At 33.8% G+C, this 25,572-nt stretch carries 23 protein-coding genes; 12 read left to right on the forward strand and 11 right to left on the reverse strand.

The annotated features are described in order from the left end of the window. Positions 1-85: 85 nt before the first annotated feature. Entirely contained in the window at positions 86-2,710 is a 2,625-nt protein-coding gene (locus tag C8C83_RS24615) for a phosphatidylglycerol lysyltransferase domain-containing protein (protein ID WP_121331172.1), read from the forward strand. A gap of 224 nt (positions 2,711-2,934) precedes the next feature. Here the strand turns inward: C8C83_RS24615 and C8C83_RS27305 are convergent, their stop codons facing one another. From C8C83_RS27305 to metN, 5 genes are all read right to left on the reverse strand, one after another. Next, a complete protein-coding gene (locus C8C83_RS27305; protein ID WP_158598196.1) occupies positions 2,935-3,105 on the reverse strand; it encodes a hypothetical protein in 171 nt (56 codons plus the stop codon). 59 nt (positions 3,106-3,164) lie between these two features. After that, entirely contained in the window at positions 3,165-3,701 is a 537-nt protein-coding gene (locus C8C83_RS24620; protein ID WP_233566208.1) for a hypothetical protein, read from the reverse strand. 209 nt (positions 3,702-3,910) lie between these two features. Next, positions 3,911-4,729 carry a methionine ABC transporter substrate-binding lipoprotein MetQ gene (gene metQ, locus C8C83_RS24625; protein WP_132011948.1) on the reverse strand — a complete coding sequence of 273 codons (819 nt, stop codon included), beginning with the start codon at positions 4,727-4,729 and terminating at the stop codon, positions 3,911-3,913. Between the two features lie 504 nt (positions 4,730-5,233). After that, complete coding sequence (gene metI / locus C8C83_RS24630; RefSeq protein WP_121331173.1) at positions 5,234-5,887, reverse strand: methionine ABC transporter permease MetI; 654 nt, start codon at positions 5,885-5,887, stop codon at positions 5,234-5,236. Beyond that, complete coding sequence (gene metN, locus C8C83_RS24635) at positions 5,880-6,911, reverse strand: methionine ABC transporter ATP-binding protein MetN (RefSeq protein ID WP_121331174.1); 1,032 nt, start codon at positions 6,909-6,911, stop codon at positions 5,880-5,882. The genes metI and metN overlap by 8 nt, the downstream gene beginning before the upstream one ends. A 539-nt stretch (positions 6,912-7,450) precedes the next feature. Here metN and C8C83_RS24640 point away from each other — a divergent pair. Beyond that, positions 7,451-7,783 carry a hypothetical protein gene (locus C8C83_RS24640; protein WP_243653117.1) on the forward strand — a complete coding sequence of 111 codons (333 nt, stop codon included), beginning with the start codon at positions 7,451-7,453 and terminating at the stop codon, positions 7,781-7,783. Between the two features lie 351 nt (positions 7,784-8,134). Here the strand turns inward: C8C83_RS24640 and C8C83_RS24645 are convergent, their stop codons facing one another. Both C8C83_RS24645 and C8C83_RS24650 read right to left on the reverse strand, forming a co-directional pair. Then, positions 8,135-10,339 carry a TonB-dependent receptor plug domain-containing protein gene (locus C8C83_RS24645; protein WP_121331175.1) on the reverse strand — a complete coding sequence of 735 codons (2,205 nt, stop codon included), beginning with the start codon at positions 10,337-10,339 and terminating at the stop codon, positions 8,135-8,137. 135 nt (positions 10,340-10,474) lie between these two features. After that, positions 10,475-11,353, reverse strand: coding sequence for an NAD(P)H-binding protein (locus C8C83_RS24650; protein WP_121331176.1), 879 nt, complete (start codon positions 11,351-11,353; stop codon positions 10,475-10,477). An 83-nt stretch (positions 11,354-11,436) separates the two neighbouring features. Between C8C83_RS24650 and C8C83_RS24655 the strand changes: the two genes are divergently transcribed. Continuing rightward, positions 11,437-11,817 (forward strand): helix-turn-helix domain-containing protein, encoded by a 381-nt coding sequence (locus C8C83_RS24655; protein WP_121331177.1) that lies wholly within the window; start codon positions 11,437-11,439, stop codon positions 11,815-11,817. Positions 11,818-11,884: 67 nt separating this feature from the next. After that, the gene (locus tag C8C83_RS24660; RefSeq protein ID WP_121331178.1) at positions 11,885-12,526 is read left to right on the forward strand and encodes an NAD(P)H-dependent oxidoreductase; all 642 of its coding nucleotides are present in this window, start codon (positions 11,885-11,887) and stop codon (positions 12,524-12,526) included. Between the two features lie 113 nt (positions 12,527-12,639). Here the strand turns inward: C8C83_RS24660 and C8C83_RS24665 are convergent, their stop codons facing one another. Continuing rightward, entirely contained in the window at positions 12,640-13,077 is a 438-nt protein-coding gene (locus C8C83_RS24665; protein ID WP_132011949.1) for a GNAT family N-acetyltransferase, read from the reverse strand. An 84-nt stretch (positions 13,078-13,161) separates the two neighbouring features. Then, on the reverse strand, positions 13,162-14,628 hold the full coding sequence (locus C8C83_RS24670; protein WP_121331180.1) for a PLP-dependent aminotransferase family protein: 1,467 nt from the start codon (positions 14,626-14,628) through the stop codon (positions 13,162-13,164). A gap of 78 nt (positions 14,629-14,706) precedes the next feature. Between C8C83_RS24670 and C8C83_RS24675 the strand changes: the two genes are divergently transcribed. The 6 genes from C8C83_RS24675 (at position 14,707) to C8C83_RS24700 (ending at position 20,256) form a co-directional block, all read left to right on the forward strand. After that, positions 14,707-15,150, forward strand: coding sequence for a DoxX family protein (locus C8C83_RS24675; RefSeq protein WP_121331181.1), 444 nt, complete (start codon positions 14,707-14,709; stop codon positions 15,148-15,150). 255 nt (positions 15,151-15,405) lie between these two features. Next, entirely contained in the window at positions 15,406-17,007 is a 1,602-nt protein-coding gene (locus C8C83_RS24680; protein ID WP_121331182.1) for an arylsulfatase, read from the forward strand. A gap of 216 nt (positions 17,008-17,223) precedes the next feature. Then, a complete protein-coding gene (locus tag C8C83_RS24685; protein ID WP_121331183.1) occupies positions 17,224-17,514 on the forward strand; it encodes a hypothetical protein in 291 nt (96 codons plus the stop codon). A 408-nt stretch (positions 17,515-17,922) separates the two neighbouring features. Then, the gene (locus C8C83_RS24690) at positions 17,923-18,759 is read left to right on the forward strand and encodes a sulfite exporter TauE/SafE family protein (RefSeq protein WP_099711973.1); all 837 of its coding nucleotides are present in this window, start codon (positions 17,923-17,925) and stop codon (positions 18,757-18,759) included. 4 nt (positions 18,760-18,763) lie between these two features. After that, positions 18,764-19,153: a DUF1634 domain-containing protein gene (locus C8C83_RS24695; RefSeq protein ID WP_233566209.1), complete on the forward strand. Its 390-nt coding sequence runs from the start codon at positions 18,764-18,766 to the stop codon at positions 19,151-19,153. Positions 19,154-19,233: 80 nt separating this feature from the next. Continuing rightward, positions 19,234-20,256 (forward strand): LLM class flavin-dependent oxidoreductase, encoded by a 1,023-nt coding sequence (locus C8C83_RS24700; RefSeq protein WP_121331185.1) that lies wholly within the window; start codon positions 19,234-19,236, stop codon positions 20,254-20,256. A gap of 82 nt (positions 20,257-20,338) precedes the next feature. Here the strand turns inward: C8C83_RS24700 and C8C83_RS24705 are convergent, their stop codons facing one another. Beyond that, a complete protein-coding gene (locus C8C83_RS24705) occupies positions 20,339-22,723 on the reverse strand; it encodes a TonB-dependent receptor (protein WP_121331186.1) in 2,385 nt (794 codons plus the stop codon). A gap of 210 nt (positions 22,724-22,933) precedes the next feature. Here C8C83_RS24705 and C8C83_RS24710 point away from each other — a divergent pair, with 210 nt between their 5' ends. Next, a complete protein-coding gene (locus C8C83_RS24710; protein WP_121331187.1) occupies positions 22,934-24,214 on the forward strand; it encodes an acetyl-CoA C-acetyltransferase in 1,281 nt (426 codons plus the stop codon). Positions 24,215-24,453: 239 nt separating this feature from the next. On the opposite strand, the gene C8C83_RS24715 is transcribed toward C8C83_RS24710, so the two are convergent. Next, positions 24,454-25,065, reverse strand: coding sequence for an NAD(P)H-dependent oxidoreductase (locus C8C83_RS24715; protein ID WP_121331188.1), 612 nt, complete (start codon positions 25,063-25,065; stop codon positions 24,454-24,456). A gap of 107 nt (positions 25,066-25,172) precedes the next feature. Between C8C83_RS24715 and C8C83_RS24720 the strand changes: the two genes are divergently transcribed. Further along, a complete protein-coding gene (locus tag C8C83_RS24720) occupies positions 25,173-25,550 on the forward strand; it encodes a helix-turn-helix domain-containing protein (protein ID WP_121331189.1) in 378 nt (125 codons plus the stop codon). The last annotated feature ends 22 nt before the right edge of the window (positions 25,551-25,572 follow it).

The raw sequence follows: 25,572 nt of genomic DNA on the forward strand, positions 1-25,572 counted from the left end.
AATTCACTGACTTTTAAACAATCAACCATCTCAAATAACAAATAATTGTGGTATTTTTATAACAACGTAAATAAGTAAGCTTATTATGACAGAAACAAAAGACACGAATACCGAACTAAGTTTTTTCAAAAAAAGAGTATTTAATTTCTTTTCGAAAAAGGGTAAATTATTAGGTCAGATTGTCTTGACGCTTATTTTTTTTCTAATTGCTTTTTGGTTTATAAAACAAGAACGAACCGAACTTTATCAAATCAAAAACAGCATTAGCGAAGCAAGTCCGTTATGGATCTTAATTGGTTTTTTAGTTACTATATCCTATATCTTTCTGCAAGGATTAATGTATGTCGTTTCATTTTCGGCGATTGGTGCCAAAATCACTTTGAAAGATGCTACAAATTTGTTCTTGAAACGTAATTTTATTAGTGTATTTATTCCTGCTGGCGGTATTACCTCGCTTCTATTTTTTACAGAACCTTTGCTAAAAAAAGGCGTAACTAAAACAGATGTTCATTTATCATCGGCACTTTACGGTTTCACAGGTATTCTTTCCGTTGTTCTTTTTGCAATACCATTGTTTCTTTTTTCTCTGCTAAAAGGTGATATTGGTTATAACGAATGGTTGGTTTTTGGTCTTGTAATCGTCATAATTCCATTATTTTTTCTATTGTTTAATTCTTTACTTCAAAAGGGAAAACTCTATAGATTTATATTGAGAAATTTTCCCAAAATCGAACCGTTTTTACTTGATTTACAAGAACACAAAATAAACAAAATCGGCTTTTTCAAGATAGTCTTATGCTCCGTTATAATTGATGCAGTGGGAATTTTACATATTTACATTGCCATGAAGGCGCTTCAATTTGAATCGTCTCTTTTTGCAGCAACAATGGCTTATATTATCGCCGTAATTTTCCTAATTATTTCTCCATTTTTAAGAGGTTTGGGCGCAGTCGAAGTTTCTATGGGATATATTTTAATTCGGTATGGTTTTGATAATATGCAAGCCGTTGCTATCACTTTATTTTATCGCTTTTTTGAATTTTGGCTTCCTTTATTAGCGGGTATTATTCTTTTTGTTTCCAAAATTCAGAAGCTCTTATTACGCGTTATTCCTGCTTTACTTCTGCTGATTCTTGGTATTGTCAATATAATTTCTGTGCTCACGCCTGCAATTCATAGCCGTTTACATCTTCTAAAAGATTTTCTGCCAATTGAAGCTATAAGTACCTCAAATTATTTGGTACTTACAACCGGATTATTTCTATTGGTTACGTCAGCATTTATGCTAAAAGGACTCCGAATGGCATGGTGGTTTGCTGTGCTTTTATCGGTAATTTCTTTAATAGGAAATCTAACAAAAGCAATCGATTTTGAAGAATCTACGGTTGCGCTTCTGGTACTTTTTGTTTTAATCGCTACACGAAAAGAATACTATATAAAAACAAATCCAAAGCTTGGTATTATTGGGTTACAAACTTCGTTATTGAGTATTCTTGCCGTACTTATTTATGGCGTTCTTGGCTTTTATTTCTTTGATAAAAAGCATTTTAATATCGATTTTAGTTTAGTAGAATCGATTCGATATACACTCCAGAATTATTTTCTGATTGGAAGTGATAACCTGCATCCAACAGGAACTTTTGCTACACATTTTCTAATTTCGCTGAAGATTAGCGGATTCCTTTCTTTTGGCTTTTTAATCTATACTTTGGTAAAACCTTCGATCTTAAAAAATACGCCAACAGACGAAGAAAAAGAGATTGCAACTAACTTAATGCAGCAATACGGAAACTCAAGTCTGGGTTATTTTAAAACCTATTTTGATAAATCATTCTTTATTTCGAAAAGTAAAAATGTCTTTATTTCGTATCGGTTAGCAGGCAATTTTGCTGTTGTTTTAGAAAATCCTGTCGGAAGTTCCAGCGAAGAAATCAAACTTTGCATTCTTGAATTTGATCAATTTTGTTACGATTTTGGACTTAGAAGTATCTATTACCGAATTCCGGAAGCAAGTCTAAAAACATACACAGATATTGGCAAGAAATACTTCTTTCTTGGACAAGCTGCGGTTGTTGATCTTGGAGAATTTCATCTCGAAGGACAGAACCGAAAATCGTTGCGAAATGGTTTAAAAAAGATTATAGATCTTGGTTTGCAATCCATTGTAAATGATCCTCCAATAAAAGACGGATTATTGCAGCAAATAAAAGCGGTCAGCGATCAATGGCTTCAGGAAACTTCGAGAAAAGAAATCCTTTTTTCTCAGGGAATTTTTCTGTGGGAAGAACTCAAACAACAAACCATTATTACAGTCGAAAACAGCGAAGGCAAAATTCTTGCATTCATAAATATCATTCCTGATTATGCAAAAAATGAAAGCACTTACGATTTAATCCGAAAAACTGATGATGCGCCAAATGGCATCATGGACTTTATTATGGTTGCGCTGTTTAATTATCTCAAATCAAAAGACATTACTAATGTCGATCTTGGTTTGGCGCCAATGAGCGGAATCGAAAATCCACAAACCATTCAGGAAAAATCAATGAAATACGCTTACGAAAAAGTAAAATCATTTTCTCATTATAAAGGTTTGCGCAATTTCAAAGACAAATTTTCTCCTTCGTGGCACAATCAATATATTGTTTTTGAAGATGATTATGATTTAATTCAAATACCCCGAATTTTATCTAAAGTGATAAAACCTTAATTCTTTGGCGTGATTTTTATTTAAGTATAATCCCGAAGTTTCTGGATCGAGAGCAAATATTAAAAGTAGTAGTGCTTTACTAAAAAGTGCTCTCATAAGCCCCTTTTTAGATTAAAGACTTAATTTTAAATGTATTCTCCTTTCCCAAATTTAATTCTTTTCAATATGTAATTCATAAAAAAAGCGATCCAATAGATCGCTTTTTTATTAATATTTTGACAAACTTAAATAGGTAAAGATTTTATATGTTCTAAAGTTTTTTTTGCAAGTTCTATTTTCTCAGTAAACAAATTTCTACCATTTATCTCACGAGCAACTTCAGATAACTTTTCCTTTGTCTCACTTGACATCGCAATAATTTTTACCTCTTTCAGTGTTTTATTATCTTTTCTCATAATCACTTTATTTAATTGATTATTAATACATATCAAAATCAATTATTATACAAAATTATCTATTTTTTCTTGTAAACAAGTATTCCAATGTATTTATTTTTTGGGAAATATTGTACAAAATCTCTTTGCTCTTCATTCAAACCAAAGAAAATATAATTCTTTGAAAGTTCTTTAAAATATTTGTCTACAAAATAAGTATAAGTTCTTATTCTTCTACTTTTGTTTTTACAAGTTCCTAAACATTTTTTAGAACATGATTTTTTACATTCTTCCGCAAATGAATCTGAACTATCACTGCCTTGCACATATATGGGAAATCCGGGATTATCATTAAAAAATTTAGGCACAGTACTTAAGACCGTATTAAATACATTCCACATATCACCATTATTACTATTTTCTTTATCAGAAATACTTTTAGTTTCAGAATTATAATTTCCAAATCCTAAATTATAAATTGTTGCGCCGCTCTGTGTTTCGAAAGCTGAATATTGAACTGCTTTGATGATTTTTTTTTCACCCGTACTTTCAAAAAGATACTGCAGGATAGAATTTTGTATTGATAAGTTCGTTTCATAAATATCAATATTATTCATAGGTTTTTTCTTTCAAAATTACCAAATATTATATGAAGTATGGCAGTATTTAAAATTCAACAATCTTTTATTTTGTACAACACTAAACATCAATACTTTATAATATTTTCTTTGAAATTCACTTGCAAAATCTTACAATTCCTTTTAAAACAAAAAACTCACCAGATTATGATGAGTTTTTAAATTGAAAATATATAGTAAATAAGAAATTACCAGCCTTTTACCGCTCCGCCTTTAAACTCGCGAACGGCTGCCTGCTCTACTTCTGCAGATTGAAAAGCTTTTACAAACTGTTGTATTTTCTCTTCTTTTTTATTGTCTTCACGACTTACGATAAGATTTACATAAGGAGAATCTTTATCTTCAACAAATAAAGCATCACGCGCAGGAACTAATCCGGCTTGTGAAGCAAAAGTATTATTGATAATCGCAATCGTTACGTTTTGATCGTCTAAAGCTCTTGGTAATTGTGGCGCTTCAAGTTCTAAAATCTTAAGGTTTTTAGGGTTTTCTACGATATCAGTTACTTTAGGCAATAAACCTACATTTGGACGCAATTTCAATAATCCGTTTTTTTGTAAAAGCAACAACGAACGTCCACCGTTTGTTGGATCATTTGGAATAATAATCGTGCTTTCGTTTTTTAATTCCGAAAGGTTTTTGATTTTCTTCGAATAAGCAGCAATTGGATAAATGAAAGTTTTTGCGATAATTGCTAATTTATATCCGCGTTGTTTTGATTGTTCGTCAAGATAAGGTTTGTGCTGAAAAGCATTTGCATCAATATCTCCCTGACTCAAAGCCTCATTTGGAATTACATAATCGTTAAACGAAACCAACTCTACATCTAAACCATATTTATCTTTGGCTACTTTTTGTGCTGCCTGCGCCACAGCATATTCCGGTCCAGCAGCTACACCAACTTTTATGTGATGCGGATCGTCGTTTTTACTTTTTCCGCAATTAGCCAATGATAATGACAAGGCTATAATTCCGGCTGCTTTTAAAAAATTTATTTTCGTATTCATTCTTTTATTTTTATAATTAATATCTATTCTGTGTGTTTGTTTTAATTCTTAATTTATATTTATCTGTTCACTGTGTGTATTTTACCGCAAAGTGCGCTAAGATTTTCGCAAAGTTTACTAAGATTTGGTTGTGTAAACACAATTTAAAGTACGCAAAGCTTTGCGAACTTTGCGTTTTTAACAAACTTAGCAGAGTAAAAAACTTTGCGCACTTTGCGGTAAAATCTCAAAGTTATTCTCCTATTTTTTAATTTTTAATTCCTGATTTTTAATTGAAATCTGAGTGTTCTCTGTGTGTTTTTTACCGCAGAGTTCGCAATCCCGATAGCTATCGGGATTCGCAAAGTTCACTAAGATTTGATTGTGTAAACACTTTATAAAGTACACAAAGCTTTGCGGGCTTTGCGTTTTTAACAAACTTAGCAGAGTAAAAAGCTTTGCGAACTTTGCGGTAAAATCTCAAAGCTATTTTTTAATTTTTAATTTCAAATTTTTAATTGAAACCTATCTATGATCAAATCGTTTTGATAAAAAATCACCCACAAACTGTATCAGAAACACTAACAAAACAAGCAATCCCAAAACTGAATTCATCGTTACCGCATCATAACCAATATATCCGTATTGATATCCAACTTGTCCTAAACCGCCTGCTCCCACAGCTCCACCCATCGCCGAATATCCAACAAGTGTGATTAAGGTGATTGATGCTGCGTTTATTAATGATGGCAAAGCTTCCGGAAGTAACACTTTATATACAATTTGAAAAGGAGTTGCTCCCAAAGCTCTTGCAGCTTCAATTAATCCGGCAGGCAAACCTAACAGACTATTTTCTACAAGTCGTGCTATAAATGGTGCGGCTCCAATACTTAAAGGCACTAATGCTGCACTAACACCAATCGAAGTTCCCACAAGTGCACGTGTAAACGGAATCATCCAAACGATCAAAATAATGAACGGAATTGAACGAAAGATATTCACCAAAACTGATAAAACTCTGTTTAAAACCGGTTGTTCTAGGATTTGATTTTTACGAGTTAGAAAAAGCAAAATTCCTGTTGGAAGTCCCAGCGCAAAGCCAAAAAAACCAGAGACAAATGTCATAACGATAGTTTCCCAAGTGCCTTTTAATAATAATTCAAAAATGGATTCAGACATAACCTATGATTTCAGTTTTAATATGTTTAGAAATAAAATATTGGATTGCAGCTTCGTAATTCTCGCGTTTACCGGATAATTCGATCAGCATAACTCCGAAATTAACGTCTCCGGCCTGATCCATTTGTGCGCTTACAATTTTAAAATTGGTGTCGAATAATCTCGAAACTTCAGAAATAACAGGTTCATTTACTGATTTTCCGGTCATTTCAAGTCTTAACAAAGGGCTTAAACCTTCGCCATCTTCCTTTTGAAGCTTTTCCAGATAAACCGTCGGAATATCAAGATGTAACGATGACGAAATAAATTCTTTTGTCAATTCATGCTTTGGATCTGCAAAAATTTCACCAACACTTCCCTGCTCTATTAATTTTCCGTGACTGATTACGGCTACCTCATCACAAATAGATTTTACAACTTCCATTTGATGTGTAATCAATAAAATGGTAATATTAAGACGACGATTGATATCTTTTAATAAGTTTAAAATTGATCTTGTTGTCGCCGGATCCAATGCGCTAGTAGCTTCATCGCATAATAGCACTTTCGGATTATTGGCTAATGTTCTCGCAATCGCAACTCTTTGTTTTTGACCACCCGAAAGACTTGCAGGATAATCGTTTGATTTTTCGGCTAAACCTACTAATTGCAATAATTCTAAAACTCGTGTCTGAATTTCTGATTTTGAAACTCCAACAAGTTCCAACGGAAAAGCAACATTCTCAAAAACAGTTCTCGATGAAAGCAGATTAAAATGTTGAAAAATCATTCCAATTTGTCTTCTTTCAATTGCAAGCTGCGCATTTGAGAGTTGTATTAACGGTTTTCCATCTACTATAATTTCTCCCGAAGTTGGTCTTTCTAATAAATTTACACATCGAATTAATGTGCTTTTTCCTGCTCCGGAAGTTCCTATTACACCAAAGATTTTCCCTGGAGGAACTTTAAGTGAGACATCTGATAAAGCCGAAACAATTCGGTTTTTCTGATGGAAATTTTTAGTTACATTTTTTAATTCAATCATTTTTTTTATTCAAGTTTATTTGGGGTAATAAAATGTTTCATTGCTTTAGAATTTGATAAATTTTAAAATAAAAAGACCTTTCAATTGTTTATGAAAGGCCTTAAAATAAATTCATTTTTTATATCAGCCAGATCAAAACATACGCATAGCAACATCACAACACATCATCATGTTGCAGCTATAATACATTCTATTCTGGTTATCGTTTTTCATTTCTGGGGCAAATTTAAAGAGTTATTTTTAATTTTTATGCATAAAACCATAAAACTTTTATTATCCTATCAATGTAATAGGTTAATAAGCGCCAAACATTGCAGAATCATTAAAAAAATCAGATAATTTATATATTTTTTCTCGCCTCTTTTTATTACAAAAAACACCAAACAACCTACAAATCAGACACATACACTCTAAAAACAATACTTTCATGCTAAAAGTCTGTTAAATAACAGGTTCTTTATAAAACTAAACTGTCAAATATTACGTATGTACGGAAATACGATAGTCTGGAATGGTATATATTCAAATGGTATTGGTTTTTGGAGCATATTGAATTTTATCACACTCCAGATTATCGTTTTTTATTTAATTTTAAAATTGTAGTAGAATTGGAAGAATTAGACGTTCAACGGTTAAAAAAAGCTTTAGATTATCTGGAAAGCAAACAAAGAGAATTAAAAAAACATCATCAAAATGACACCCGAAGTATTGAATCTCTTATAAAATACTTAAAAAGAGATATGCTCGAACAGTTTCATTTATCAGCTTATGATCATGAAATTAAACCCGAAATCAAGAACACCGAAAATTTTATTAGCAATGTAAAAAATATACTTGAGAAGTATTCCGTAGGATATACAGAGGAAATATAAATTTCTTTCACGCTAATTATTGGTAATCATAAACTTCAAAATTCGTTCGCTTGTGATAGCAGAGCAACAACGAATAATCCCCTTGCGTACCTACCGCACGCTAAATACACTCGTATTTTTATTTTTTCTACCAATGTGTTGTACCTGACGGCATAAAAGGCAGATTTTGTTCATTTAGATAAAGTTTTTAAAATGTGCCTTAGGCACTCTAAAGGTTGGTAATAATAAACTCTGAAATTCGCTGTCGTGCCGTAGGTACGCAACAAAACGACTTGCATTGCGTACCTACAGCACGCTAAATACATTCGCATTTCTATTTTTCTACCAATATGTTGTACCTGACGATACAATTTACCAACTATATTTTAAAATTAGTCTTGCGCTAAAAGGAGTTCCTGCCGTAAAGTGAATTTCTTCTACAGGATCCGCTTCATTTGCCAATCTTGATTCAGTCAGGAATTGAGTTTCTTTCCATTTTGTATTAAAGATATTGTCGATATTCATTCCTATTGATACTTTTTTAATTTGATAATTTACCGAGAAATCAGTGATACAATATCCTTTTGCAACTACCGAATTATCTTCATTTGCAGGTCGGTCACCCAAAAATCTTGTTCTCAAACTTCCTGAAAAACCTTTTAAATCTTTAACCGAAATTCCGTTTGTCAAAGTATTAAGCGGAGCAAGCGGCAAATAGTTGTTTCCTTTAGGTTCATCAATCGAGCGTGCATGTGTGTATGTATAATCAGTATTCCAAAATAACCAATTGGTTAATTGATATCTAAAACCAAAATCAAATCCTTTTCTTTCTGTTTTACCACTTGGTTCAACAACGGCTTCGTCTCCAACATACACAAACTCTTGTGCTAAATATAAATACCAAATTGCTGAGTTAATTATCATTCTTGGAAAAGGTTTCCAGTTAATTCCTAAATCTGCGCCATAGGTTTCCGGAAGAATTTTTTGTCCCTTTTGCGCCACGACAACACGAGTATCATTGCTATGAAAGCCTTTTCCAATTTTAAGAAAATATTGCAAAGTATTGTCTTGTGTGTACAAAAAGTTAAGCTTCGGACTTACTATAGATTTGCTTTGAGTTTGATTGCTATAAACCGGAAGTAATTGATCTTCGTAACCAAATTTAAAATAATCCAAACGCAAACCAGCGTTAATAAGCCATTTTCCAGACGTAAAATCAAAACTCGTATAAGCAAAAAGATTACTCTGATTGATATTACCCAAACTTAAATATTCTAAAACAGTTTTACGATTTAAGGTATGCGATAACTCAATATCTTTATTATTGTCATTTCGCAATCCTGCACCCAATTTAAAAACCCACTTTTCATTTAATTTTCGATCATATTCAGATTGAAAACCAATTATTGTTCTGTTTTCCTTCTGTTTAATCTGATCACCATTAACGGGATCATTCAGAAAAAAAGTAAAATTAGAATACAATTCAAAATCATATTTACTAAGATATGCCGTGTTTTTAATTTGAGAATATTCATCAATTTTTGAATCGTATTGCAAATTAAAATTCGTTCTTCCGGTATTTCCGCCTTCGTTTGAATCAATAGCTCCAAAATGAGAAATCATTCCGCTATTTACGGCACGATCCGGAATTTGACCGCTGGCATCCCATTGGCTTGTAAAATGCGATAAAGAAATTGCTATTTTGTCATTATTATTTATTCTAGCCGAATATTTAGCAAATAAATTGATTCGGTTAAAGTTCTGCGGAGCATCAAAATAACCGTCTGTCATCATGTATTCTCCGGCAAAATAAGCTGATTGATTTTCTTTATTCAAAAGATTAAATAACGCAACGGTTCTGTAGCTATTAAACTGTCCCAATTCAAAAGAAACAGAGCTATTGTCTAATGCATTTTTAGTACTGAATCCTATATATCCTGCGGTGGTAAAATCGCCTTTATCGGCAAAATAAGATCCTTTATCAAAATCTATTTTATCTACCGTTTCCGGAATCACAAAATGTAAATCGGCGTAACCTTGTCCATGAGCGTGAGAAACCATATTTACAGGCATTCCATCAACAGAAACATTAATATCTGTTCCATGATCGCAATCAAATCCTCTTAGAAAAATTTGTTCTGCTTTTCCTCCGCCCGCATGTTGTCCGATAAAAAGTCCCGGAACTTTGCGCATTAAATCCTGTGAATTTGAAATGGGCTGAATTTCTAAATCTATTTTAGAAATTGTATTTAAATATTTTAAACTATTGGTAATCTTTACTTCTTCAAGTAAAAAAGGTTTCTCGTCAAGCGAAATGCTTATAAAATCAAAATTGACAACCTTAATCTTTTGCGTTATATATCCTTGTTTTGATACTTGTAAACTATCTTCTGTATGAACTCCTTCGAGTATAAATTTTCCATTTATATCTGTATGCGCGTGCGATTTAGAGTTTAAATTACGAATCATTACATCCATAAGAGGTTTTCCATCCTCAGCATTAACAACTCCATTAACTGATTGTGCATTTATAGAAAAAGACAATATAAAAATTCCGAATACAAATAATAATCTCATGCGCTTAAAAAAATGCAAATATAGCGCAAAATAATTGTAAAAATAATACTACAATATTTTATTATATATTCTACAACAAAAAATATTTTATAAAAAAAAAGAGCTAATTTTTATAATCAGCTCTTTTTGTGTTAATTAGAAATTAGCAGCAAATTCTTTTGCAAAATCTTCTAATTTTGTCGTTCCATCAACAGAAACTTTATTCTTTAAGAAATCTTCCTGAATTTTTCCGCTTCTTAAACCAGATCCCATTTCGGTATATAATTCGGCTATTTCTTCCGGTAATCCGGCTTCTTTCATTCCGCCAAGAGATTGTTCATCTGTAAATTCTACCCACGGTAATTCTGGTTTATCAATTGCCAAACCTAAAACCTTTGCAACATCATTTGGCGTGCGGATATCACTAATAATATAGCGAATATTTTTTCCTCTTGAAGTTTTTACCAATTCTGCTGCTGCTGCAGTTGCAATGTTTTCAGGATGTACAAACGGCATTACAGTTTCTCCTGCATAATTTGAACCAATAATCCCTGCTCCTTTTATCATCGGAACATTAGCATATAAATTATTATAGAAAAATCCGGCACGAAGAAAAGTAACAGACACATTATCTAATGTTTCGTAGATTTTTTCGATGTTATAAAGTCCCGTAATCGGACCAGTTCCACCAGGTAGATCAGCACCAATACTACTTAACATAACCACACGTTTTACTCCTGTTGCTGCAATTGCTGTTGCGATCGCTTTGCCGGCATCTGTAGTATTTGCAATGATATTTGATCCTCCCATATTTGGTGGAGTCAATGCAAAAACAGCATCAGTTTCTGCAAATGTTTTTTTCAAAAAGTCAGCATCACTAACAGATCCTATTGCTGCTTTTGCGCCCAAAGCCTCAATAGCTTCTACTCTGTCTGAGCTGCTGCTCACAACTGTTACCTGATTTCCTGACGCAATAAGTTTTTGAGCCAATGGTTTTCCTATATTTCCTAATGAACCTAAAATTGTAATTTTCATAGCTTTATTATTTTTTTATTATCTGAAACAAAGGTATATTTGTACTTACTTTTATACAAGTACTTACCCTAAAGTATGCACAAATGACAGCGATTAAAGAATCTTCTACTATTCAGGAAAATAAGCAATATGCCTTAGAAAAATGCCCAGTAACCTATGTTATGGAAAAAATTGGCGGCTATTGGAAACCTATTATTATCTATCATCTTTCCGACGGAAGTAAACGCTATAGCGAATTAAAAAGAGCGATTCCCGCTGTGACCGAAAAAATGTTGATTCAGCATTTAAAGCAGCTCGAAGCTGATAATCTTGTTATTAGAGAAGCCAAACCTGTTGTTCCGCCGTATGTAACTTATCGTCTCAGTGCAGCAGGAAATGGTTTAATGCCCGTTATAGAGGCAATGGCAATATGGGCTTTTAAAGATAAAGAAGATGGGTTTAATGACACTTCATCTGGACTGTAGTTTTTATATAAATTGGTATAGAAAATCAGTCCACTATAATTTTACTTTTGCTTAAAAATTTATTCAAATGAAGAAAGTATTAGTTTTAAATTCAAGTGCCAGAAAGCAAAATTCTAAAAGCAGAAAACTTACCGAAGTATTTACAGATCATTGGAAAAGCATCCAAAATAATGCTCTTATTAATTATCGTGATTTAGGCGAAAGTCATGTTCCTCATATCAACGAAAATTGGATTGCAGCGGCTTTCAAACCTCAAAACCTGAGATCTTTGCAAGAAGTTGAAGCTTTAAAAACAAGCGACGAATATATTGCTGAATTACGCGAAGCCGATGTAATTGTAATTGGTGCTCCAATGTACAATTGGTCAATTCCAAGTAGTTTAAAAGCTTATATTGATCAGGTCTTAAGAGTTAATGAAACGTGGAAACTAAATCCTGAGAATATTCAGAATCCATATATTGGTTTACTTCAAAATAAAACTGTATTTCTTTTGCTTTCAAGAGGCGCTCAAGGTTATGAAAAAGGAGAATATAACGAGCATATGAATTTTCAAAGCAACTATCTAAAAACCGTTTTCAATATTATTGGTATTACCAACATTCATATGATTGCCGTAAACGGAGAAAGTTTTGATCCCGAAAAATATCAGGAATCTATAAATAATTCGCATCAAGCGATAAGAGATTTGATCGAAAAAGAATTGAATTAATTTTATTGAACACGAATTTCACTAATTTTCACTAATTGAAATGATTAAAATAGTTTGTGAAATTAATTTCACAAACGAATTAGTGCAAATTCGTGAAATTCGTGTTTAAATTATTATTTTAATCTGTTTGATAAATGAACCGCTGTCAATTCAAAACCGTTTTTTAAATATACTTTTTGGGCTGTATTATTCGTAAAACCAGTATCCAGAACTACAGCTTCTTTGCCAAGCGAAATAGCTATTTCTTTTATGTGATTTAATAATTGAGTCGCAAAACCTTTTCCTCTGTAATTTTCAAGCGTACACAAATCATCAATATAAATGATATTTCCGCTGTGCAAAGAAGTCATAACACGATATCCGGCAAAAGCAACAACTTTATCTTTATCCATGATTCCAGCGATGCTGTACTTTTCGTTTTGCATCATTTCTGTAATCGTCGCATTCCAGTTGTTTTTATTCAAATGTGGTCTTAATACATACGCTACATCCCAACATTGTTCGATTTCTTGTGTTGTTTCGATTTTTTTAATCTGATAAATAGACTCCATAATTCTGTGTTTTTTATACAAAATTAGAACAGTAATCAGAATGTAAAATACCCCAATTCTAAAATCGATAGTGGTCCAGAAGTCTTATTGAAGTACGTTTTTGAGGATTGCTAAAGCTTTTTCCATTTCATTTTCTGTCAAGGAAGCAAAACCCATTCGTATTGCATTTGGAGAGAAATAATCGTTTTTATAAAAAGTCCCGTTATTAATAGAAAGTCCTTTTTTACCAACTTCATCAGCCATTTTTATTAAATTAATTTTCTCCTTAAAATTTGCCCAAACTGCCAATCCGCCTTCAGGAATTCTAAAGTCAATTTCGTTTTTAAAATCAGAAGTCAGAATTTCGCAAAAATGATTTCGGCGTTGTTTGTAGATTTTTAATGATTTTCTAAAATGCCTGTCCATTTCTCCATTTTCGAACATAATAGCAAAAGCTTCTTCCAATAATGTATCGCCTTGTCTGTCAATCATTTTTCTTAAAGATGCCGTTGCTTCAATAAAAGCGGAAGGTCCAACCATAAAACCAATTCGCAAAGCAGGCGCAAAAGTCTTTGAAATTGAGCCAATATAAATCACATTCTGATTGTGATCAATACTTGCCAGTGGCAAATAAGGCTTATTATCATAGTGAAAATCAAAATCGTAATCGTCTTCTATAATCGCAAAACGATATTCTTTAGCAAGATTCAGCAGCTTTAATCGGCGTTCCATACTCATCGTAACGCCAGTTGGGCAATGATGATGCGGAATTATATATACGGCTTTAATTTTTTTATGTTTCAGAATTTCCTGCAAATAATCAACATCCATTCCGTTATCATCTATGGGAACTCGTTCTAAATTTGCTCCACAGTATTTAAACGTATCATCGGCAGTTGCAAAACTTGAAACGCCGACAACTATAGTATCATTTGGATTTAAAATTAATTGAGACGCAAGATAAATTCCCATTTGGCTGCCTTTTGTAATGATAATATTTTCGGGCGAAACCACTAATCCACGTGTATTTGAGAGATAATTACAAATCGCAATTCGAAGATTTTCAGATCCTAATGTACTTCCATATTTCAGGAAGTTTTTGCCATAAAATTTTCTGGATAAACTTCTATATTCACGCATCAATTGATCTATTGGTGCCAAGCGAACATCGGGAAAACCATCGTCTATAACAATTGGATCTTTATGAATGTTTTTACCGTAAGAGTTTATTTCTTTCTCAAAAGTATTGGTCCAGATAAAACCTTCCTGAAACTGCTTTTTATTAGTTTCCGGTAATTTTACTTTAGAAATTATAGGCAATTTCGAAAGTACAAAAACACCTTTCCTATCTACAGATTCTGCCCAACCCTGACTAATTAATTCTTCGTAAGCCAATTTGACCGTATTTCTATTAATGCCTATGAGTTCTGATAAAACACGCGAACTTGGCAATGCATCTGACGGTTTCAAAGTACCATTTGTAATCAACGAAATAAAAGTATTGCACACTTGTATGTAAAGTGTTACTGACGATTCACGATCAACTATAATTAAGGTTTTATATGGTAGCATCTGGGCTGTGGTTTTTATATAAATTGGTCTGTAAAGTTACCCAACATCTTTATACATTTACATAAAAATTTAATCCAAATGAAAAATATAACAATACCACAAGCAGGTTTAATTCTAAGAATTGTTTTAGGAATCACAATGTTATCAGCCGTTGCAGATCGTTTTGGACTTTGGGGCGCGCCCGGAGATCCTGGTGTTGCCTGGGGAAACTGGGATAATTTTATTGCTTATACACAAACACTAAACTCTTTTGCCAGTAAATCTGTAGCCGGAATATTAGGTGCTTTGGCTACCTTTTTTGAGATTCTGTTTGGTTTATTCTTAATCATCGGTTTCAAAACCAGAATCGTAGCTTTTGGAACTTCCGGATTAATGTTGCTTTTTGCGCTTAGTATGGCGATTTCGGTTTCGATAAAAGCACCATTTGATTATTCAGTTTTAACAAGTTCTGCCGCGGCATTACTGCTTTCAACTATCGAAAGAACTTCTTTTGCTTTTGATAATAAATTTAGAAAAATATAAAACAAAAAAATACTTCTGAAAAATCCCTCAAGAATCAATTCTTCAGGGATTTTTTTATTTCATATAGCTACCCATAAAAATATGATATTAAGATATTTACAAAATAAATTATCCAAAAAAACGTACTTAATCTAATATTATTTTGATAATTTTAACAGTAAATTCTGAGGCACTCAATCTGCCATTTGAATCTTTTTACAAAATATCCTTTATTTCTCCCTAAACATAAGCCAATAAATTAAAAATTTTAGATTTATGAAAAGAACTATTTTGATTAAAAAAATTTTTTTAGCCTTCCTTTTTATTTTCTTCTGCCAAAAAATATCGGCGCAGGCAACACCTTTAAGTAAAGCAAAACCAATAGCCGGAAAAGAAAACTGGCAATCCGCAATTCCAAATCCTGAACAGGATAAAATAGCCACCGATAAACTGGCTGCACTTAAAAAGAAAACTGGAAAAAAGCCCAATATAGTTTGGTTTCTAATTGATGATATGGGTTTTGGAGATCCCGGATTTAATGGCGGCGGAGCTTCAATTGGTGCTGCAACGCCTAACATGGATCGATTGGCAAAAGAAGGATTATTATTGAGTTCTACCTATTCTCAACCAACTTGTACACCTACCCGATCTGCAATTTTAACCGGACGTATTCCCGCGCGAACCGGCCTTACAAGACCTATTTTAGCAGGAGACGTACTTACTGCAAATCCCTGGGCAGACGAGATTAGTTTACCCAAAATACTGAGTCAATCCGGTTATAAAACAGTCCTTACCGGAAAATGGCACGTAGGCGAATTAGAAGGAATGCGTCCATTTGAAATTGGTTTTGACGAATACTACGGCTATTATGCTGCCGAAAAAGAAATCACACAATCTTTTGACAAAAGACGTTATCCTGACTTGGTTTTAGATCCTTTTAAACTGGATGCTTACAATAAAATGGGAGCTTCTAAAGATCTGGTTTATGGAAAAAAAGGTGGAAAAGAAGAATTAATTAAAGCAACAACCAGCACAGAAGATATCGCAGAAGCTGATCAAACTCTGGAAGCTTTTTCGATTAAAAAAATTAAAGAGTTTGCCAAATCCGGAGAACCTTTCTTTTTGGAGCATGCTTTTATGAAAGTACATACCGATAATTGGGCTTCGAAAAAATATGAAGGAAAAAGTGACAGCAAATATCCATATAAAGATGCTGTTGTTGAAGTTGATGCTATTATTGGTGAAATTGTAGCCGAACTTGAAAAAAATGGATTACTTGAAAACACCTTCATCTTTATCACCTCTGACAATGGTCCGCAAGGAGATTCCTGGCCAGATGGCGGTTATACACCTTTTAGAGGGACAAAAGGATCTGCCTGGGAAGGCGGAACACGTGTTCCTGGCGTTGCATACTGGAAAGGAATGATCACACCGGGACGTCAAAGTGCTCAATTGTTTGACTTAATGGATTTGTACAATACAAGCGCTTACATTGGTGGTGCTTTTGATAAAATCCCAACTGATCGCCCTATTGACGGCATTAATCAGACTTCATTTTTACTGACCGATAATGGCATTTCGAATCGTGACCGAGTTTATACATGGGTAGAAACGCAATTAATGTCAATTCGTCTACACGAATATAAAATGTACTTTAATATCACAGAATCTGAAGATCCACATTTAATGATCGATCAGTCTACAGTAACCAAAACCGGATTGGCTCCGTGGTTATTTAACCTCTACATAGATCCCAAAGAAACCAGAGTTGTGGGTCATGCTCTCAACGCGTGGACGGCTCCAATGGCAGCAGAAGCAAAATATCATGCAGCCTCTTTTGTTAAATTTCCTCCTAAAAAAGTGGGATTAGGACAGTAATTTTTTTTTTCATCTTCTTTATATAATTATAAAAGCTTCCTTTTTGGGAGCTTTTTGTTTGTTGTTACAATTACTAAAATAAATTTTATTTGATTATGGATTTCCGTAAAACAACTGATTATTAAATAGTAACCTTTGTTTTCAAAGGAATTAGCATTATTGAGATTTTATAATAGAAAATTCCGTAACTATTTATTAATTAAAATAAAATCAAAAATGGGACTTATAGCAAAAGCCGATTTACATTACAAAGATTACTCATGGACTGTACTAGCCGGAGACGATCCAAGAATATCAGGAGAACCTGATAGTACTTTACTTAATAGAAAAGAAGGGTATGAAATTTTATATTTCATAAATAAATTTTCTGAGCAAAATAATTTCAAACAAAAAAATTCTGCCTTAAAGGTAGAAAAAATGATTCGAGAAGAAGTTCCAAATGAAAAAAGAAGTCAAGAAAACATTAAGACTTGGATTGAACAGAATTGGAATAAAAGTAAATTTTAAAAAGATTAATCAATAACAAAATTTACACCAACAGTATATTATTTTGCTCCAAAAAGAGACAGTTTAGTGCTGTCTCTTTTACATAACATTTAATTTTCCAATCATCTACGTTCAAAACATGGGGATTATATAACATATTATTGAAATTATGTAAATACTTCAAAAAGCTAAATTCTAAAATTACACATTGCTTTGAAGATCCGCTAATTCATAGAAACCAATTCTTGAAGTTATACTTTAGGAATTGATTTTTCTAATTTAAAAACAGATAGGCTAAATTCTGTCAAAGTTGCCAAACATAACTCTCTGATTTAGTAGTTATTTCCTTTTTTAAGGTTTTTTTAAGCCCTCAAATATCTTTCTACAAAATTTCTATTCGTAAATTAGCGCCAAACAAAATTTATCCGAATGACAGTACTTACATTTACCCTGATTATGATTCTTGGCGCTTTTTTAGCAGGTTTTATTGGCTCATTATCAGGTTTAGGTGGCGGAATCATAATTATTCCGCTTCTAACAGTCGTTCTTGGAGTTGACATTCATTATGCAATTGGTGCCGCTTTGGTTTCTGTAATTGCCACTTCTTCAGGTTCAGCTTCGGCATATGTCAAGGAAGGAATCACCAATATGCGACTGGGAATTTTTCTTGAAATCGCCACAACAATTGGTGCCGTTTGCGGAGCTTTACTTTCTACAATTGCGCCAACTTCGTTTATAGCGATATTATTTGGTCTTACTTTAATTTTCTCTGCTATAAATTCTCTTCGAAAAAAAGAAGAACATATTGTTTTAGAATCAAGTCCTTTGGCAAAAAAACTCCGCTTAAACGGAACTTATCCCACACATGATGGCGAAGTCGTAAGCTACGGAACCAAAAACGTCGTTGGAGGTTTTGGTATGATGGGAATTGCCGGAATGATGTCGGGATTATTAGGGATTGGTTCTGGTGCTTTTAAAGTGATTGCAATGGATAATATCATGAGAATTCCGTTTAAAGTGTCTACCACAACCAGTAATTTTATGATGGGAGTTACCGCAATGGCGAGTTCTGTAATCTACATTCAAAAAGGATATATCGAACCCGGAATTTGTATGCCTGTTGTTATTGGTGTTTTATTTGGAGCTATGGCTGGAGCCAAAGTATTAGTGCGAACAAACCCTAAAAAACTAAGAATATTTTTTGCCTGCCTGATTTTTGTACTTGCAGTGAATATGATTTATAACGGAATTAATGGAAAAATCTAAGGTTATGCAAAACGAAAAATTTGGAGAAAAAGACTTTCAGTATATAATTGGTAATTTATTGCGTTATGGCGTTTGGACGTCATTGTCTGTCGCTTTTATAGGTGGAATTGTCTATTTATTCGGACATAGTACAGATATTGAAAACTACTCTGTATTTCATGAAAATGATCGTAATATATTCGAAGTAATTTCGGCTGTTTACAATGGTGCGATTCAGGGAAATGGAGAATCTTTGATCTTTGTTGGAATTATTCTGCTATTTCTAACGCCTGTTTTACGTGTGATACTTTCATTATTTTCTTTCCTTTTAGAAAAAGATTATCTTTATGTTGGCATTACGCTAATCGTGATTCTGATCATATTAATTAGTGTCTCTTTTGGTTTTTCACATTAGAATGTCGCTTTAGGCAATATACTTTTTTTGAAAACGCTTAAAATATGTTATTACTAACGCTATAAGCTAAATAAAAAAATATGGAAATAGGAATAGACAGTTTTGCTTCGGCGATGTACGGAGATAACAATACTTTGAGTAGTGTTGATGCAATGGAACAATTACTGCAAAGAATTGAACTGGCAGATCAAGCCGGACTTGATGTTTTTGGAATTGGAGAACATCATAAAAAAGAGTTTCTAGATTCGGCTACAGTTGTTATATTGAGTGCTGCTGCTGCAAAAACAAGCCGCATTAGGTTATCAAGCGCCGTTTCGGTTTTAAGCGCTGCAGATCCTGTCAGAGTTTATCAAAGCTTTGCAACTTTAGATTTAATTTCGAAAGGAAGAGCCGAAATCGTCGTAGGCCGCGGATCTTCTATTGAAGCTTATCCCCTTTTTGGTTTTAACCTGAATGATTATGATGCACTTTTTAAAGAAAAGCTTGAACTATTTCTACAAATCAGAGACAATGAATTTGTAACGTGGTCAGGGAAATTTCGTCCCGCATTGAATAATCTTCCTGTTTATCCGAGAGCAATCCAAGAAAAATTACCGGTTTGGCTTGGCGTTGGTGGAACTCCGGAATCTTTTGTAAGAGCCGGAAGTCTTGGTTTACCTTTAATGGTTGCTATTATTGGAGGACAAACACATCGTTTTCGACCTTTAATTGATTTATACCGTGAAGCCGGAAAAGCCGCAGGTTTCAAACGCGAAGAACTAAAAGTAGGAATACATTCGCCAGGTTTTGTTGGAACTACAACCGAAAAAGCAATCGAAGAATATTATCCGGGTTACGCTGAACTTTGGACAAAATTAGGACTCGAACGCGGTTGGCCACCCGTTACAAAAGCCAAATTTGACGGACTTATCGACGATTTGGGTGTTTTAATCGTTGGAGGTCCGGAACGTGTTGCCGAGAAAATCTTAAAACACAGCGAAGCACTTGGAGGAATCTCAAGATTTACATTCCAAATGGATAATGCCGGACTTACACATACTCAATTAATGAATGCGATCGAACTCATCGGATCAAAAGTAATTCCGTTGATACGTAAAGGATAAATATAAATTATGAGTTATGAGTTATGAATTGTTAGGTAAAAATTATAGCCACTAATTCATAATTCATAACTCATAACTCTTTTTAGAATTTATAAGTTACGCCAACTCTAAAATTTCTTGGCGCTTCTGTTTGCCAATAATAAGCAGTAAGCCATTCATAATAAGATCCGCTGTAAAGGTATTTATCCAAAATATTGAATACGTTAGCCGTAACTTTTATCTTTCCGGTTTCATAAGATAAACCTCCGTCAAGTTTGAAATAGTTTGGCAACTTTTCTCCGCCTTCGCTCCAAGTATCCGTTTGGCGACCTGCAAGATAAGTACCTCCAATAGATGTGCCAAAACCTTTAAATTTTCCGCTTTGAAGCGTATAATTTAACCATGCGTTTGCAGTATGTTTAGCGTAACCCGGCACTACAGAACCAACTTTCAAGATATTTGAACTCGTTACAATTGACTCTGTAAAGGCATAATTTGCAACAAGATTAAGTCCGTCTAATAATCTTCCTCTAACATCGAATTCAACACCTTCTGCTCTTTTTTCTCCTAAAGTAATTTTATAAATATCGTTTGGTCCATTTGCAGGATCAGCCGTAAGTTCATTTTCTTTTGTAATGCGATAAACAGATAATGAAGTATTCCAAGATCCGTCAAACCAATCTTTTTTTACACCAAACTCGATATTATTTCCAGTTAATGGTTTTACTTTATCCCCGTTTTTAATAATACCTGATTGTGGTAAAAACGCCTGATCGTATAATCCGTAAACGGCAAGATCATCAGTTATAGAAGCACTAATACCTATACGTGGCGTGATATGACTGTCAGCCTGAGTTTCTCCCCAATTTGTCTGGCTAATCCAGGTATATCTTCCTGCTAAAGTCAATCTAAGTTTATTTTCAAAAAAACCAAGTTCATCTTGCACATATCCTGCAGCATATTCTGAGTTCATTTTTCCGCCGGCTCTTACTGAAAGCGGTGTTGTATGATCGAAATTAGGAAAGCCATTCGAAGGAGTTCCATAATTTGGATTGTAAACATTAAACGGATTTGCAGCTGTATCAAGATTGTGAGATTGTCCCCAATCAGCCATATAATCTTTATTTCCCATGTCCAAACCACTTAATATTTTATGTGAAACTGATCCTGTGTTGAACTTTCCGTTTACAAAAATCTGTCCTAAGTACATATTACTTTCTGCATCCCAGATTCCAACATTTCTAATGATATTTCCTTTTCCAAGAGCATCATCGTCTGAACCAACAGCACTTGGCCAAGAACTATATCCTTGCTGAAGATATTTGAAATAAGAAGTTTGTGCTGTCAATTTCCAGTTATCATCAAACTTATGTTCGAACATAAGATATCCGCTATGATCTTGTATATTAGTATCTGGCAATCCTGGTTGTGTCATTGTAAATCCAACCGGTAAAGTTGCATAACCTTCAGATTTTGGACCAAAAACATAGTAAGAACCAACCTCGGTCATGTTGGCATATTGAAAATTATATTCCGCAGTAAGCTTTGTTTTATCATCAATTTGATACGAAATAACCGGAGCAATTACATAACGATTATTATGTTCGAAGGCACGATGCGAACCTTTATTTTGAGCTGCTCCATTGAATCTGTATAATAATTTTCCTTTTTTATCCAGTTTTCCATCAAGATCGATGCTTACTCTGTAAAAATCGTAACTTCCGCCTAAAACAGAAACTTCACCTTTAGTAATTCCCGTTGGTTTTTTGGTAACCACATTATAAAGTCCGCTTGGATCACCACTCGAAAGCATAAATCCTGCCGGTCCTTTTACAAATTCAATATGATCCACAAAACTCATATCTTCAGTAAGAGGTCCCCAGAAAGAAGAAACCACATTAAAACCATTACGGAAAGCCTGAATTTGAGAACCACGCATTGTAATATTAGTGTATAAATCTCCCCAATGTTCCAAACGAACCGCTCCACTCACGTTTCTGATTACTCCGTCGCTCATACTTGTAATTTGTTGATCTTTTAATGTCTGAGCACTTACAATCTGAATATTTTGAGGAATTTCTAATACAGGAGTTTGCAATCTTAAAGATAACGAAGGCTTATCTTGCTTGTATTTATTTTTTGTAATTACTACTTCATCAAGATCTTCCTGACTTTCAGAAAGCGTAAAGTTTTTAGTCGTTGTTTGTTTTGCGATAACCACAATTTGGTCTTCAACTTTATGAATTCCAACAGATCTTATAATAATTGTATAAGTTGCCGGTTTTACGTTTTTAATCTCATATTGTCCGTCTTCATTGGTAGTGGCAACATATCTTGTTCCTTTAAGAACAACAGTAATATTTTCAGCAGGCACATTTCCGCTTAGCGAAATCTTTCCTGTTACTTTTCCAAGTTCCTGACTCATCATTTGCAATGAAGTTAGAAACATAAGACTAAATAAAACTTTTTTTAGGGTCATTATATTCATTTTTAATTGGTTTTGATTTTCGTGCAAAAGTAAATGCTAAATATTTCTTAAACAAGATTATTTTTAATTATTCTAAATAAAAATAAATCCAACAGAAACATACGAAAATGTTAAAACAATATTATCCTGTAAAAACTCCAATTATAAATTAGTCTGCTTATCTTTAAACTTGAAAACTAAAAAAGGAACCCACAAAACAAATCTCATACGATGAATAATACCACTACTGTTAGAAAAGTTGCCATAGTAGGTTATAACCGAATTCCGTTTGCAAGAGCAAATACGGCCTACGCCGAAGTTGGAAATACAGATATGATGACCGCTGCCTTAAACGGACTTATTAGCAAATATAATCTTGAAGGTAAATTACTTGGTGAAGTTGCCGGAGGTGCTGTAATTAAACATACTTTTGATAATAATCTGATCAGAGAATGTGTCATGAAAACAGCTCTAGATCCTGCAACTCCTGCTTGTGATTTGCAACAAGCTTGTGATACCGGAATAGAAAGTGCCATTTATATTGCCAATAAAATTGCTTTAGGACAAATAGAATCCGGAATTGCCGGAGGAGTTGATTCCATTAGTGATATGCCAATTGCAGTGAGCGAAAAACTCAGAAAGATTTTACTAAACGCCAGGCAAGCAAAATCATTAGGCGAAAAAATCAAGTTGTTTCTAAAACTTCGTCCGAAAGATTTGTCGCCATTAGTTCCTAAAAATGAAGAATCACAAACCGGACTTTCGATGGGTGGTCATACCGAAATTACGGCTAAACATTATCAAATTTCCCGCGAAGATCAGGATAACTTCGCACTCAAAAGTCATTTGAATATGACAAAAGCTTACGACGAAGGCTTTTTTGATGATATGATAACTCCGTTTAACGGACTTGAAAAAGACAATAATCTTCGAAGAGACAGCACTATTGAAAAACTAGCAAAACTAAAACCGGCTTTCGATAAAGTAAACGGAACTCTTACAGCCGGAAATTCAACGCCGCTTACAGATGGTTCGTCATGCATACTTCTCGCAAGTGAAGAATGGGCAAAAGAACAAGGACTTCCTATTCTTGCCTATATTTCGTTTGCTGAAATCGCAGCAATTGAGTATGTGAAAAATCAGCAAAACCTTTTATTAGCACCTTTATTTGCTGCCAGCAGAATGCTCGAAAAAGCAGGTTTGAATTTGCAGGATTTTGATTATTATGAAATTCACGAAGCTTTTGCAGCACAAGTTCTAGCGACTTTAAAAATCTGGGAAAGCCCGGAATTAAGCGCTCAAATTGGACTCAAAAAACCTCTTGGTGCAATAGACAGAGAAAAACTAAATGTAAAAGGAAGCAGTCTTGCCGCAGCGCATCCTTTTGCCGCAACAGGCGGAAGAATAATTGGCGTAATGGCTAAATTATTAAACGAAAAAGGTTCCGGAAGAGGATTTATTTCGATTTGTGCCGCCGGAGGACAAGGTGTTACAATGATTATTGAGAAATAATTACTATTGTCAGGCTGAGCGAAGTCGAAGCCCTTGCCTATCCAACCACATTTCGAATCAATATTTTTAGCCACGAATTACACAAATTTCCACTAATTTTTAATCGCATAAATGTAAAAATGATTTGCGAAAATTTGTGTAATTCGTGGCAAACAATCTTTAAAAACAAAACCCGACAAGTTCCAAAAACTTGTCGGGTTTACTACATACGAAAATGTCCAACTCTCGTAGTTATTACTTTAAAAAGCAAATTCCTCAACTGCAGACAACGCTTTCGGTAAAGCATTTTCGGCAAAATCAGGAATTGCAGTTCCTTCTACGCGAAAAACAGTAACATCGGTAATCCCTAAAAATCCTAATACAGCACGTAAATACGGTTCTGAGAAATCATAACTTTTATAAGGTCCTTCAGAAAATATAGCGCCTGAAGCAATCGCTAAAAACACTTTCTTATTCGTCAATAACCCTTTTGGTCCATTCTCATCATAACTAAAAGTCTTTCCTGCTCTCGCAACCTGATCAATCCAACCTTTTAAAACTGCCGGAATTCCAAAATTGTAAAGCGGAACTCCAATCACAATAATATCAGCTTCTAAAACCTCTTTTGTTGCTGCATCAGAATATTTCAAAGTCTCTTTATGAGCTTCAGTTTGTTGCTCTGCCGGAGTATAAAAAGCATTAATATCCAATTCGCTCAAATAAGGCAAAGGCGTTTTAGAAAGATCAAGCGTTTGGATTTCGGTCTCACTATATTCCGCTTTCAGTTTGTCAAGAATAGCATTCGACAATTTGTTACTAAATGAAGCATCGCCTTTGATGCTTGTTACTATATTCAGAATCTTTTTACTCATTTTTATAATTGTTTTGTTTACGATACAAACTTATATACATTTGCTATCTCTTTTATAGTACTATCCTCAAGGATAGCGCTATCCTTGAGGATAGTAACGTAAATTATATGAAAACAAAGAACGAATTAACAGAAAATATGGCTTGTGGTCATCAGCCGGAAGAATGTATGGCAGCATTATTACCGGTGAGAGATGCTTTGGAAGTTTTAAGCGGAAGATGGAAATTGCCTATTCTAATTGCATTGTCAAACAGGCCAAAACGATTTAAAGAGATTTCTAAAGATATAACCGGAATTACAGACAAAATGTTATCGAAAGAACTTAAAGATCTGGAGATAAACAAACTGGTTACCAGAACTGTTTATGATACTTTTCCGCCAACGGTGGAATATGCAAGAACAGAACATAGCCACACTTTGTATAATGTTATTGGAGCATTAAATGAATGGGGAACTTTACATCGAAAAGAAATCATTGGACATTAGAAAATCTGACAAAATCCAAAAC

The sequence above is a fragment of the Flavobacterium sp. 90 genome (assembly GCF_004339525.1).
GTDB lineage: Bacteria > Bacteroidota > Bacteroidia > Flavobacteriales > Flavobacteriaceae > Flavobacterium.

What these genes read in the sequence shown, in the direction of transcription:
- C8C83_RS24615 (WP_121331172.1), top strand. Translation starts at nt 86, where the DNA reads ATGACAGAAACAAAAGACACGAATACCGAACTAAGTTTTTTCAAAAAA.
- C8C83_RS27305 (WP_158598196.1), bottom strand. Translation starts at nt 3,105, where the DNA reads ATGAGAAAAGATAATAAAACACTGAAAGAGGTAAAAATTATTGCGATG.
- C8C83_RS24620 (WP_233566208.1), bottom strand. Translation starts at nt 3,701, where the DNA reads ATGAATAATATTGATATTTATGAAACGAACTTATCAATACAAAATTCT.
- metQ (WP_132011948.1), bottom strand. Translation starts at nt 4,729, where the DNA reads ATGAATACGAAAATAAATTTTTTAAAAGCAGCCGGAATTATAGCCTTG.
- metI (WP_121331173.1), bottom strand. Translation starts at nt 5,887, where the DNA reads ATGTCTGAATCCATTTTTGAATTATTATTAAAAGGCACTTGGGAAACT.
- metN (WP_121331174.1), bottom strand. Translation starts at nt 6,911, where the DNA reads ATGATTGAATTAAAAAATGTAACTAAAAATTTCCATCAGAAAAACCGA.
- C8C83_RS24645 (WP_121331175.1), bottom strand. Translation starts at nt 10,339, where the DNA reads ATGAGATTATTATTTGTATTCGGAATTTTTATATTGTCTTTTTCTATA.
- C8C83_RS24650 (WP_121331176.1), bottom strand. Translation starts at nt 11,353, where the DNA reads ATGAAAATTACAATTTTAGGTTCATTAGGAAATATAGGAAAACCATTG.
- C8C83_RS24655 (WP_121331177.1), top strand. Translation starts at nt 11,437, where the DNA reads ATGACAGCGATTAAAGAATCTTCTACTATTCAGGAAAATAAGCAATAT.
- C8C83_RS24660 (WP_121331178.1), top strand. Translation starts at nt 11,885, where the DNA reads ATGAAGAAAGTATTAGTTTTAAATTCAAGTGCCAGAAAGCAAAATTCT.
- C8C83_RS24665 (WP_132011949.1), bottom strand. Translation starts at nt 13,077, where the DNA reads ATGGAGTCTATTTATCAGATTAAAAAAATCGAAACAACACAAGAAATC.
- C8C83_RS24670 (WP_121331180.1), bottom strand. Translation starts at nt 14,628, where the DNA reads ATGCTACCATATAAAACCTTAATTATAGTTGATCGTGAATCGTCAGTA.
- C8C83_RS24675 (WP_121331181.1), top strand. Translation starts at nt 14,707, where the DNA reads ATGAAAAATATAACAATACCACAAGCAGGTTTAATTCTAAGAATTGTT.
- C8C83_RS24680 (WP_121331182.1), top strand. Translation starts at nt 15,406, where the DNA reads ATGAAAAGAACTATTTTGATTAAAAAAATTTTTTTAGCCTTCCTTTTT.
- C8C83_RS24685 (WP_121331183.1), top strand. Translation starts at nt 17,224, where the DNA reads ATGGGACTTATAGCAAAAGCCGATTTACATTACAAAGATTACTCATGG.
- C8C83_RS24690 (WP_099711973.1), top strand. Translation starts at nt 17,923, where the DNA reads ATGACAGTACTTACATTTACCCTGATTATGATTCTTGGCGCTTTTTTA.
- C8C83_RS24695 (WP_233566209.1), top strand. Translation starts at nt 18,764, where the DNA reads ATGCAAAACGAAAAATTTGGAGAAAAAGACTTTCAGTATATAATTGGT.
- C8C83_RS24700 (WP_121331185.1), top strand. Translation starts at nt 19,234, where the DNA reads ATGGAAATAGGAATAGACAGTTTTGCTTCGGCGATGTACGGAGATAAC.
- C8C83_RS24705 (WP_121331186.1), bottom strand. Translation starts at nt 22,723, where the DNA reads ATGAATATAATGACCCTAAAAAAAGTTTTATTTAGTCTTATGTTTCTA.
- C8C83_RS24710 (WP_121331187.1), top strand. Translation starts at nt 22,934, where the DNA reads ATGAATAATACCACTACTGTTAGAAAAGTTGCCATAGTAGGTTATAAC.
- C8C83_RS24715 (WP_121331188.1), bottom strand. Translation starts at nt 25,065, where the DNA reads ATGAGTAAAAAGATTCTGAATATAGTAACAAGCATCAAAGGCGATGCT.
- C8C83_RS24720 (WP_121331189.1), top strand. Translation starts at nt 25,173, where the DNA reads ATGAAAACAAAGAACGAATTAACAGAAAATATGGCTTGTGGTCATCAG.